At 53.5% G+C, this 12214-nt stretch carries 6 protein-coding genes; all 6 read left to right on the plus strand.

The window, feature by feature from the left end; translation table 11 throughout:
- The 6 genes from F1728_RS17835 (at position 1) to F1728_RS17860 (ending at position 12046) form a co-directional block, all read left to right on the plus strand.
- The gene (locus tag F1728_RS17835; protein ID WP_155365229.1) at positions 1-1341 is read left to right on the plus strand and encodes a pilus assembly FimT family protein; all 1341 of its coding nucleotides are present in this window, start codon (positions 1-3) and stop codon (positions 1339-1341) included.
- A complete protein-coding gene (locus tag F1728_RS17840) occupies positions 1338-2642 on the plus strand; it encodes a type IV pilus modification PilV family protein (protein ID WP_155365230.1) in 1305 nt (434 codons plus the stop codon). The genes F1728_RS17835 and F1728_RS17840 overlap by 4 nt, the downstream gene beginning before the upstream one ends.
- Before the next feature lie 52 nt (positions 2643-2694).
- The gene (locus tag F1728_RS17845; RefSeq protein ID WP_155365231.1) at positions 2695-4308 is read left to right on the plus strand and encodes a PulJ/GspJ family protein; all 1614 of its coding nucleotides are present in this window, start codon (positions 2695-2697) and stop codon (positions 4306-4308) included.
- An 87-nt stretch (positions 4309-4395) separates the two neighbouring features.
- Positions 4396-9393: a hypothetical protein gene (locus F1728_RS17850; protein WP_155365232.1), complete on the plus strand. Its 4998-nt coding sequence runs from the start codon at positions 4396-4398 to the stop codon at positions 9391-9393.
- 289 nt (positions 9394-9682) lie between these two features.
- Positions 9683-10774: a DUF1559 family PulG-like putative transporter gene (locus F1728_RS17855; protein ID WP_261344457.1), complete on the plus strand. Its 1092-nt coding sequence runs from the start codon at positions 9683-9685 to the stop codon at positions 10772-10774.
- 210 nt (positions 10775-10984) lie between these two features.
- Positions 10985-12046, plus strand: a complete 1062-nt coding sequence (locus F1728_RS17860; protein WP_155365234.1) for a DUF1559 family PulG-like putative transporter — start codon at positions 10985-10987, stop codon at positions 12044-12046.
- Positions 12047-12214 lie beyond the last annotated feature (168 nt).

Here is a 12214-nt window from a genome sequence, read left to right on the forward strand (position 1 = left end):
ATGTACGCCTTTCATAAGGACAATCAGTTACCGCTGCGATTCACATCAGAACGCCGCACTGGCTTTACGCTGGTCGAGCTGCTGGTCGTGATTTCCATCCTGGCGATTCTGGCCGTGATGACCGTCTCTTCGATCAATCTGGCACTCTCCAGCGATGTGACCCGCAGTGCCTCACGACAGGTTCAGTCTTACCTGGCTGGTGCCCGCGACCGGGCCATCTACGCCAAGGAACCCCGGGGGGTTCGTTTCCTGGTTGACCCGAATAATCCATCGATGGTCACCAGCATGGTTTATATCGCGCCCAGCCCCGACTGGAGCCAGGGGGTCATTCGCCTGGAACGCATCGACACCAATACCGATGGTACACCCGATACGATTCTGCATGTGCGTGGTTCAGGTACTGACTGGAGTTTCCTTTACAACCGTGGCCAGCTCGTGGATGGTGCCCGCATCAAGATCCCCGGCGATGCCAGCGGTTCCTGGTACACCATTAATCTGAATCAATCACCCGTGACCGGCGGAACCGAAATTCTGCGTCTGACCACAGCTTACCGGGATCCAGGGACGTCCGATTCCTCAGAAGTAGTGGCATTCGCACCGGGCAGTGGTCCCTCGACTTATCAACTGGAGCTGCCCCCTGTGGTGCTTTCAGGAGAAGAGCCGACACTGCTTCCCAATAATACCTGCATCGACCTCGATCGTTCCTACCTGCCCGCCAGCTGGCGGATTACAGGTGTGTCCGGCGGTGATGATGGTCAGCCCGGCAAATCCGGCGTTAATGATGATGGTTCAGGCGGGACTGATGACAATGGCGAATACCTCTGGCCCGGATCAGATGATATCCGTCTCTATTCCAGCCAGCTTGACCTGATGTTTTCACCCCGCGGTTCCGTTTCCGGCAGCGAAGCGGGAGGGGGCAAGATTCATTTCGTCATCGATACCATTGAAAATGCCCGGTCGACCTGGCTCTCAACCACCGACTATTTTGAGGGAGACCGCGTGCTTATACCCGCCCGGTACATCACGCCCGGTACCCTCGATTGGGATATGAATTTTAAACCTTACGACCGTATTTATACGGCTGTGTCTTCCTCCGGCACGAGTGGCAGCAACCCTTCCATTTTCATGGGAGCAACTGCTCGCACCGAAGGCGCCACCTTTACCGATGGCGGTGTCACCTGGAAAGTGGAATTGAATTCGACACCCTCTCTGCTTTCTATCTTCACCCGTACGGGGAACGTCAGCGCGTACCCGCTGTTCTTCGATAACGCGGTCAGCGTTCCTACCGGACAGGCACCTGATGTCTTTTACTATGCAGAATCCGGGGAGACCGCCAAATGAAAATATTCCGTTTCAAATCAGGCCAACCCGTTCTCCGCACTCCCGGTTCACAGCAACGCGCTGGTGTGACGCTGATGGAAGTTCTCATGTCAGTCATGATCATGAGCATCGGCGTGGTTTCCCTTGCGTCCCTGTTTCCGATTTCCATTCTGCGGGGAGTCCAGGCGACTCAGCTCACAAACGCGACCGTACTGCGTTACAACGCGGAAGCACTCATCGATTCCTTCCCGACTCACTTTGTCTTCGATCCGGATGGCACTCTGAATGCGAACGGGCATATCGCCCATCAGCGGGCAAACCGCAAATACGTGGTGGATCCCCTTGGTGCATACTATGCCTCACTGGATGGGACTGGTCTCGAAGCCCGGTTCGGCAACGATGGATCCAGCAGCCCATTTCCTAACATCCGACGCTTCAATGCAGGCCTGACGACACAGCTGCAGGCGTTGAATTTCTTCACTCAGCAGGACAGCTGGGATGAACTTTATTCCGGAATTCCTGCCGCGATCAACGGTGCACGCGACACGGTTACGATCGATGCCAACGATATCGCTTCCGGGGTTGTGAACCTGGATGAAGTCTCTCAGATCTTCACCCCGGCAACCGGGTCGGCCGTCGGTGGACGGATTCTGATTTACGATACCACCGGTAAACAGATCCAGGAACGTTTCATTACCGGCGCGAATATCAACAGCGGGGCAGCGACAATCAGCTTCTCTGATCCGCTGCCCAACAACGGTTTGTATGACAGTATTTCCAAGATCCGTCTGGAGACACTCGATCCACAATACTCCTATCTGCTGACCGTCCGTCGTTCGATTGCCAGCGATATCGCATCGGTCGATGTCGTGGTGTTCTTTCGTCGCAACTTCTCACCCGAATTTGAAGCGGTTCACGAAGTCGAAAACTTTGTCGCCCAGTGGTTGCCAGGTCCCGACGGGGACTGGGGGATCTCGGGGGTGGATGACGACAACGATGGTTCCACCGACGAGCAGGCAGGAGAGCAGGGGGCCGCTGGGTCCGATGATTACCGGCGGCGTGCCTTCCGCGTTCGCTTTAACACGAATGTGGATCCACCCAATCTCAAGCGGGGCGGTTATGTCTTCGATACCATCAACGCCCGCTGGTACCGCATTCAGAAAGTGGATAACTATCCGATCGGTAGCCCCACAGCAGATATCACACTGGATCAACCCATCATTCAGTCAATCAACCCCAGTGCAGATGACACACCGGCTCCAGGTCTGATCCTCATGCCGCACGTCGTACAGGTTTATCCGTTAGGCAATAAAACACGCTAGTATTTGAAATCAATTATGACAGTCAGTCATTCGTTATAAAGTGAAGTTATTTATGAACACCTTTCACATCAGACAACAGGGCCATACAGATCGCAGCGCCGCCAACCGCAGCGTCCGCGCCGGTTTTACGCTGGTCGAAATGCTGGTTTCGGTCGCCCTGGTGCTGCTGATGATGTTGATGTTTACCGAAATTTTCCAGCTGCTCTCCGGGTCGATGACCACGCAGCGGGGGATTTCCGAAAACGATCAGCGGGAACGACTGCTGGTCACCGTGCTGAAAGCAGACCTGGATAGCCGTACGTTCCAGTACCTGCTCCCATTCAGTAACTTCCAGAATTTCACGACCCCGGCAGGCGTCAGTCCCGCTCCCACCGATCCCCGCAGCTATCTGTACCACAAAGAGGATCGCAAAGGTTACTTCTACATTTCGGAAAATGATCCGAACGACGATACGGATGATTTCATTCAGTTCACGGTTTCCCGTTATGCGAATCCGTCTCGCGCAGACGACACCGAAGATTTCTATTACGGCAAAGCCGTCGATCTGAGTGGTCGTGCCCCCAGTGGTGGAACGACTCTGTCACGCCATCCCAACCAGCCGGAAGCCGATGACGGTCGGATTGTCGCCGATGGAACGTCGCAGTCTTCTGCAGCCGAAATCTCCTACTTTTTGCGGGGCAGCAATCTCTATCGACGGGTCATGCTGATTCGCGAACCACTGGCGCTTTCCAGCACGCAGACGGCACAGCCTATAGCCTCAGATAACAATAGTACGCCCTTCTTTCTGAGGTCAACCAGTACTCCTGGTCCTCTGTATGGGGAAGCATATACTTCCGGCGACAATTTCTGGCGTGATTTTGACTTCTCGGCATTTACGGATGTCGTGACCGATCCGACCACACCGTATGCTCGGTTTCATAATCTGAGTGAGCTGAAAAACAACGATCCGACCGGAAGTGAGGTTCTGTTCCCGCTGGGCATGCCCCAGTACCGTTTCGGTTTTAATCATGATATGTCTGGCAGTAGTGGTGGCCTCTCACGGGAATTCGTACCCAGTTCTGCCGGTTCAAACCCGGAACTGTTTATCGGCCGTTTCACCCACGAAGAGACTTCACATCGGCACTTCAATTATCCGCAAGATGCGACAGATTCTTCCATCGGTGGTGGCGGCAATCCCATGGATCCGTCCGGCCCCTCCCTGCTGGTCAATCCCAACGATCGTGTCATCGACCTGCTCCGCAACGGATCGCGTCGCTCTGAAGACCTGGTGCTTTCGAATGTTCGTTCGTTCGATATTAAGGTCTTCGATGACGGTGCTCAGGATTATGTGGACATCGGCGGTGCGAGTGCAGTCCGCTTTGCTCCGGGCGCACGTCAGAACACGGTTCATGGCAACAATGTATTTCAGAATGTATTTGATACCTGGCACGTTCGGGCTGTCTCCAGTGGTGGCGATCAGGATCCACCTTATCCGATGTTGTCCGATTCAACAGTTTCCGCTGTTGCGCCCCAGGTCCCCGTTTACGATCTGGCCAACCAGACACCAGTTCCCAGGGCTTCTCCCCTGACATCGATTCGCATCGAAATTCGCTACGAAGATCAATCCAGTGGACAGCTCAGGCAGATGACCCTCATTCAGCCGTTGCGGAATAAGGGTGAAGGTTAACAGACACAACTCAGCAGGCAATTTCCCCAATGTGCCGAATCCGGGCCACGGCCTTTGGTCACTTTGGGAGGTTTTGAGATGAAACCCATGAAGCTTAAACAAAAACAGAACAATGAGACTCAGCTGAACCGGTCCCGTCGCGGATCGACGTTGCTGGTCGTGATCGCCCTGTTGGCGATGCTCTCCCTGCTCGGGGTGGTCTTCTACACCTTCGCAGCCCAGGAAGAACGCAGCGCGCAGTACTTCACAGAAGCCTCGCTCAACGAAGCCGACCCCGGCCTCGATGCCGACGTTCTGTTCAACTGGGGTCTGGAGCAACTCGTCAAAGGCCCCGAAGACAATCTCTATAACAGCGCCCTGCATGGGAAATGGCATTCGATGCTTCCCAAAATGTTTGGCTCCGACCTGCACCCGTTTACGGGGCGGGGAATCAATGTTGTCATGGATGACAGTGGTTCTGCAAATCCTGGACGGGTTTTTGTTGACCAAGATTATAATGGGACGGCTGACTTAAACGATCTTCTCTCCATAAATCACAGTCGGGCTGCTCATAGGGGAACGCTACCTTCCGCGTTACAATCAGGGAATATTCCTGAGCCCGATGTCGATTATACGGCCCCCGATATCAATAATCTGTTCCTCGCGTATGATGGTTACACACTGCTGAACGGAAACTGGCGTCGTGTTGTTATCCCTTCATTCTTGAGACCTCAACTGTTACGTAATATATCAACTGGTGATCATGTAAATGACTGGTATGAAAATGATGGTTCGGTACTTGCCGACGAAGAAACTACGACGCGCGTGATGCGCCCTCACCCAAGGCATGTCTTCGTCGCTCCCAATGGAACAGCCTCTGCGACCCCGCGATTCACAAGCTCGTTTCCTTTTCAGCCGCTGACGAATCCCGGTGGAAATGCCACCATGCATGGCGAACTGGGGATCTTCACGAATTCCTTCAACCTCGGAGCTCCGGTCGTCGAACTTGATGTCGACAACGACAGCGACGGTCTGCTGGAAGGGATCTGGATGGACCTCGACTTTCCGCCGATTCAGAGTCCCAGCGATCCAACCAAATATATTCTGCCGCTGTTCTCGTTTACCGTTTACGATATGGATGGTCTGGTCAACCTGAATACGGCCGGTAACATGCGACGGCCCGGCGATATCGATCTGAACTACACTCCCAGTAATAATTTCTTTGGTGAGCACAGCTCGATCTATACCGACAAGTATCTGTTCCTCTCCCGGTCCAACATGGGGCTCTCCTCACCCGGAGAAGTCAATCCCCAGTGGGTACTCAATGCCCGTCCGGAACTGGAAACCTCGGGCGGCGATTTGAAATCATCCGCCTCAGCAGCCGACGTCTTCCAGCAGCATCGTCTGTTCTTCGGCGGCTATCCTTATCCACATGGTGCCATCGCTTCACCGCGTGCTTATGCAGGGGCAGGCGACTTCCAGACGGCGTACGAAAACACCCGGGACTGGCGTGAAGTTTCGAACATGGAATACTTCTTCCTGAACTTCGGACGGCCCGAGTTCAGTCTGCCCAACCCGATCGCAAATGGAACTCAGAGCGACGTCATCGATCTCTACGCCGGTCGCTGGGGCGAACCCAACCGGATGTACGATGCACTCCGCACCAATCCCACAGACAATATCTACATCGTTGATGCCAGCGGTTCCCCCGTGGTCGCCTTCCCGCGAGCCGGACAGACCCTGGTCGATGATAACGCCAACCGTTACGAAGGGGGCGTCCTCAGCGGATCCCTGGCGGGCAACCGGGCGAACGTGCATTCCTTCATGCATCCCCTGGCTTACAACGGTTCGGGACGAACCAACAAAACCGGTGCGAGCTACCGTCAGGCTCTGGTTGGCTATAACGGCTGGAAAGGCTATCAGGATTTCGAGATTGCCGGCGGCATCCGTTACAACAGCGGACTGACCTTCTTCAAAAATTCGGTCGCCGATTCCTCAGCGAATTTTGGCGTCCTGATGGACGATGCTGATGAAATTACCGTCGACATGGAAAAGGTACAGCGGCCTTACGACGAACCTTTCACCCCCGACGATCTGGCCTTTCTGCATATGAGTCAGACCGACCAGGATGACACGGGCGTTAACTCCCGCCTGGAAAACCTGCTTCCGTTCAACTTTGGCCGGGCAGCAACGATCAATAAACGTGGTAATCAGATTCGTAAAAAATTCACCACGATGAGCTGGGATCGTAAACAGTTCGGCATGACCGTCATTCCCGGTTTTCGTGAATATGAATTCGATTTTTCACGCCAGGAATTTCCACCATTCAATACTCTTTCATCCAGACTGAATCCGTTCCGTCCGCCTTTGAAGGAACTGTTGTACGTCAAGCTGAACGATACCGATACGACGAAGCAGCGTCTGCAGATGAAGCTGAACCTCAACGAAGTTCTGGTTTACGAATCAACGGGTACGGGACGTGTCGTGACGACTCGCCCCTTGACTCCGCACCCGGGTGAAGATGTCGACAATGATGGTACTCTCGATCCGGGAGAAGACCTCAACGGCAATGGCGTACTCGATGGCCTGGCTGCCACCGCGATCAATAGCGGCTGGTATGGATTTAACCTGCCAGCCTATCCACCAACGACTGTCCAGCAACAGGAATTCTGGGCCCGCTACGATCGTCAGTTGATGGCCCGTGATATTTACGTTCTGTTGTATACTCTCGGTGGGGGTAATAATGCTCTGGATTACCGAGCTGATAACTCGGGTAACGCTCTCTACACTGATGCCCAGCTCGAAGAGATGGCCCAGTTCGCTGTCAATGTGGTTGATGCCCTTGACCCTGATGATGTGATTACCCGTTTCGAGTATGACAAAAACCTGGCTGATGGCTGGGGACTGGGAGATAACGCATATCATACCGGCGACGAATCCACGCTGGCCTCTGCACTGGGGGTTCCCAGCCAGGCTGCCCAGCGGGGTATTGTATATGGTGTCGAAGCGCAGAAACTGACTCTCGGCGAATTTCTGGCAATCAAAGCTCCCAGGGTAGAAGACTCGTCCTCAAATCCGGTCAATCATGACGCGACCGAATACGATGATGAAAAAGATCGCTACTTCTCTTACATCGAGCTGCGAAATGCGAGTACCCGCACCGTCAGCTTTGCCAACGATGGCTGGCAGATTCGTCTGGAACCACGCACCGATGGAACTGGTATCAGCGGTGACTACTCAGATCTGGACAGCCTTGCCCCTGATCCTGTCTTGAACGATACTCACAAACGACGTGTCACTCTACGGAGTGGCGCAGTGGGTGGCGGCGGAATCTACAGTATTCGTTCCGCGGGCGACAATGAAAACATGGACCCGATGTCGGGGATGCCGCGCGAGAGTTATTTCCGCGTCGATCCTAACTTCTCGGGGGGCTCACCGACTTATTCGACAATCGTTCCCCGGGACATCACGACTCCTGCCACGGACCTGATTACCGACGACGATACCAGCGAATTCCAGATGACCACGGAAGCCGATACGGTTACCACGATGGCCAATCGGGGCGATTTTCTGAATGGATCAAATACAGATGCAGGCAGCACGAATTTCAGTGATCTGACATTCATTGTCCGTCTGATGCGTCGGGCCCATCTGGGGCGTGCCGCCCCGGGTTTAAGCAATACTGCCGATAACGCAGACAACCCATGGGTTGAAGTAGACAGTATGGTCATCAACAACATGAATGAGTTTGCGTTGCAGGAATCAGACATGAGCACGCAGATTCAAACTCAGTTGAATCAGTTGCAAAGTTTTGAACGGTCACAACCACTCTATGCACGTGGTGCTGGTGAAGCGTCGCATGCTGCAGGCAGTTCCGGTACAGGTTATCGTGCCAACACCGTGGGGACGACGAACTCCAATACCGGTGCTGGTAATCTGGGCGCTGACGGGTTGCCTGGGATCGCGACCTTCGATGATGATGGTGACTCGACTCCCGATAACGCTGCGGAACGCGGTTGGGCATTTTCTGATGACCGCCCTCGTTTCGATATCTGGCAACCTCATTTTGACCGTGACTTCGCGTCTGTGGTTGACCTGTTCTCAATTCCGGTTATCGGACCTCATCGCGTGACACGCGATCTGGCCACGGAAGCAGGCTGGCAGACTAGAACTGACACGACTACGAATGTCGATCGGGCCAATGATGTTCGCTTTGCAGGCATTCAGAAGTTCCTGGATCCGAATGGTCCCGATGATAATACTAGTGTCATAAGTGATGACAATCGCTGGTATCGACTGCTCGACTTCGTGGAGGTTCCCACACGAGCCCACCTGCAACTGGGAAATCCTTTGGCAGATCCTCGCGTACCAGGACGCATCAACCTGAATACGATCCGGCACCCTTCAGTGCTGGCAGCGTTGCTGGATGATTCCGATGCCTTTTTACTGAATCTGGCGATCAATGATCAGAACCCACCACTGGCTGCACCACATCTGGGTGGTGCTAACTGGTGGGAGCAGTTCCAGAATTCACGCGATCCGAAGTGTTACAACATTCCCGGTATTACTTCTGGAAATGAACCCCATATTCCTGGGAGTCCCAAGGTGGTCGGTGAGCAGGCAGTACCGTTCCACGGCTTGCATCACGGTTTGAGTAATACCGTCGATGAACTGCGTGAAAAAACCATCTACCGCAGTCTGCCGGCGGATGCTGGTAATAACAACAGGCGATTACTGTTCGAAGTCGCCACTGGGTCAGAACACCTGGGTACGGCTGGTCCGTTAAACAAAGTTGACTTCCATACGCGAAATCGTCTGTTATCCAAGATCGCTGCGAATACGACAACACGGAGTAACACGTTTGTGGTATTCATGTCGGTCGCTTACTTCGAAGCCTCTGGCGCAGGGACCACGACGTATGGCAGTCCGGTGCAGATCGGGGGGCGACTGTCACCCTTTGATGCGACACGAACCGCGAACCAGCCTGACTATCGAGGCTTCTTCGTCATCGACCGGACGCGGGCAGAGCAGGCATTTGAACCCAGTACGGGTAAATTTGACCACTGGAAAAACCTGATTCGTTATCGCCATACGATTCAACAATAAAACTACCGTTTTGCCCGGCCTGTCGAACTGGACAAGTGGGTATAATTGATAAATCTGACACAACTGGGAGGGGGAAAGCCATGTTACCTGAGTGAACAACTTCGGTTGCGGGCCACTGGGTAAAGTCAACAGGGGTGGATGTTTACAACGTCTGTTCCGATCAGGCAGGTTAAAGCCGGAGAAGCGTCGGATTCCTGTCAAAACACGTCGAATTAGAGTTTGTTTTTGCTACTTGTAAACAAGTAATATATAATCAGTTTGAACCGTATTCTTAGTGAGGAGAATGACAATGCATACTCTTAGAGTAAAACAAAAACTGCAAAAGCGTAAAGGGTTTACGCTCATCGAACTGCTGGTGGTGATCACCATCATCGGTATTCTGGTCTCGCTGACACTGCCGGCGATCCAGAGTGCCCGTGCCGCTGCACGGAAAGTATCCTGCCTGAATAACATGCGGAACGTCGGCCTGGCTGTGGTCAACTTCTCTTCAGGTGCTAACTCACAGCTGCCGCTGCTCGTTGATCCTAACGTTGCCATCAGCACAACCGCTGCTCCCAATGCGAACGCCGGTTTTGACAACCTGTCCTGGTGCACGACGATTCTGCCGTTCCTTGACAACGTCGGTTTCCGTCAGCGATGGGACCAGTTGGCCAGCGTTATTGCAGACGCCTCAACTGGTGGTACTTCAAACGCCAACTACAATGCTTTCGTCGCCCTGAACAACAACCGTTTCCCTGTCTTCACCTGCCCCGATGACCAGTTCAACACCGATCAGGGAGCACTCTCCTATGCCGTTAACGTCGGTTACGTGACTGCGAACTACAACGCTTCCGGCGTTGGTTATGACTCTTCAACCGGTGTAGGACATCACCCGGCCGGCGATGGTGGTATGGACGGTGATGCGATGACGACTGCTGATATTCCTGTCAAATTCGCTTCCGGCGTCTTCTGGCGTCCTCACACCTCACGTATGTCTCTGGACTTCATCTCAGCTGCCGACGGTCTGACTCAGACCCTGATGCTGAGCGAAAACCTGCAGGCAGGTAACTGGTCCAGCCAGGATACCGGTAGCCTCGGTTTCGGTGTTGACCTGCAGGGTGTCTACTCCAGTGGTGCAACCACTCTGGCCCTGCCCTCCGGTTTCAACCTGGTTAACACAACCAGCGGTACCGATTCACGCATCGGTTCCAATCTGACTGCTGCCAAATCACAGGCATGGCGTCCCAGCTCTAACCACCCCAGTGGTGCTGTGAACGTAGTCTTCTGTGACGGCAGTGGAAAATCACTGACACCACAGATGGACGCTGGCGTTTACGCTCGTCTGCTGACACCTGCTGGTCTGCGTTATGGACAGGCTGTTGTTGATGGATCATCCTACTAATTCTGACGATTGATCCTGCAACCATCATTTGAGTCATTTTCTCAAATCGGTTCAAACAAACGGGCACCAGAGATCAGCGGGTCTCTGGTGCTTTTTTCATATCTCGACCGCATACTGTATGGGCGTGTGCTTTCTGTTCGTCTGTTTCAAAATAGACATTAGAGGCGCACGAGACACATCCCTTTGTCATTTCTTTTAAGGGGCACTCGCATGCAGAATCAAAAAACGAAACGACCGGAGCGACGTGGTTTCTCGCTGACCGAATTAATTGTGGTGATCGTGATTATTGTAATCCTGGTGGCACTGACTCTACCAGCGCTGGAAAGCGCCCGGGCTCCTTCCAGGAAATTAGCCTGCCTGAATAAGATGCGGAATGTGGGCCTGGCTGTTGTTAACTTCTCCTCCGGAGCAAATTTGGAACTGCCGCTGCTGGTGGATCCGAATATGACCGTTTCGACTGAAGATGCCCCCAATCCACAGGCGACTCACGATGACCTCACCTGGTGCACAACGATTCTGCCTTTCCTGGATAACGTCGGTTTTCGCCAGCGCTGGGATGAGACCGCCAGTCAGGCTTCCAGTGCCACGATGAATGCAGAAGCGATTTCGTTACTGACGAATCTGAATGCGACACGTTTCCCCGTCTTCACCTGCCCTGACGACGCGGCGAACACAGAACAGGGGGCTCTCTCTTATGTCGCGAATGTGGGTTATGTAACCTCTCATTATAATACCGCGACTGACCGAGCGCACCGTCCCGACAGTGCCGACGGCGGGCTGGATGGCGACATCAAGACAACAGCAGACATCCCGGTGAAATTTGCCACCGGAGTTTTCTGGCGACCTTATACATCCCGCATGTCACTCGACTTCATCTCCCAGAAAGGGGATGGTTTGAGACAGACACTGATGCTCTCAGAAAATCTGCAGGCGGGCAACTGGGCATCCACCGATACCGGCAGTCTCGGTTTTGGCATCGACATGCAGGGCATGTATTCCAGCGGCACAACTCAACTCACACTGCCAACAGATTTCACTCTGGAGAATGCCACAACCTCGACGGACTCAAGTATTGGATCCCAGATCGGCGCTAAAAAAAGTCAGGCCTGGCGGCCCAGTTCAAATCACCCCGGTGGTGTAGTGAATGTCATCTTCTGTGATGGCAGTGGAAGATCGCTGAGCCCTGATATTGATCCAGGAATCTATGCCCGCCTGCTGACACCCGCTGGTTTAAGGTACGGTCAGGATGTGGTCCCCCAATATGGATTCTGATAAAACAGGGGGACTGGCGATTTTTCTGAATGTCGACTGACTGCGCTCCGTTCGATTAATACTCATTGCACCAGAGATTCTATGGTCTCTGGTGTTTTTTTACGTCGTGGAATACAATCTGTTTTCCTGTACACTTTTTGCATATGGAGTGTGCCCCTAAGCTTTTCA

This window comes from Gimesia benthica (genome assembly GCF_009720525.1).
GTDB lineage: Bacteria > Planctomycetota > Planctomycetia > Planctomycetales > Planctomycetaceae > Gimesia > Gimesia benthica.